This is a genomic window from Methanobrevibacter arboriphilus JCM 13429 = DSM 1125 (assembly GCF_002072215.1).
Classification (GTDB): domain Archaea; phylum Methanobacteriota; class Methanobacteria; order Methanobacteriales; family Methanobacteriaceae; genus Methanobinarius; species Methanobinarius arboriphilicus.
Window position 1 is genome coordinate 1 of sequence record NZ_JXMW01000039.1, and the last position, 757, is coordinate 757.

Consider the following 757-nt stretch of genomic DNA (forward strand, 5'->3'; position numbering starts at 1 on the left):
AAGCCAATTATTTTTGTTATGTGTGTTTTATTTATTTTTTTAGCTTTATCTAGTGTTAGTGCAGCTAATCATGATTTTACTACAGTTAATACTACTGAACAGTTTCAAAGTGTTATTAATAATGATAATGATAATGATTTGGTGATTAGTTTTGATGATGGTGAGTATGTTGATTGGGGTCAGCTTAATATTAGTCGTAATGCTACTATTGTTGGTAAAAATCGTGGTGGTGCTAAATTCACAACATCTAGTGTTGATACTTTGTTTAATATTAATGCTACTAATGTAAAGATTATTAATTTAACTATTAGTGGTTATGCTACAGCTATAAAATCTAATTGTAGTGATTTGACTGTTAGTGATAATAATATTACTACTTCTGGTGTTAGTATTAATTTAAGTAGTAGTGGTAGTGCTAATCCTATAACAGGTGTTGTTATTAAGGATAATATTATTAAATCCAGTATAGCTACTAATTATCGTGGTGCTGTTTCTTTATTCGGTAAATCTACTGATAAGACTGTTTTTGATGTTTTATTTAGTGGTAATAATATAACTGGTGTTTCTTCTGGTGTATATTTAGGTGATGGTAGTTATAATAGTCCTGTTTCGTCTGCTAATTTGGTTTTTGAAAACAACAACATCACAGGAACATCCGGCTCTGGTGTTGATCTGTATGCATACAGCAGCAACAACACCAATATAACCTTCGCCAACAACAACATCACAGGAACATATGGTGTTTATCTGTATGCAT

General features: G+C 30.6%; 1 protein-coding gene. It reads left to right on the plus strand.

Annotated elements, in window-relative coordinates:
• Positions 1 to 757, plus strand: a 757-nt coding sequence (locus tag MBBAR_RS09935; protein ID WP_158082587.1) for a hypothetical protein, incomplete at both ends; no start/stop codon positions are given.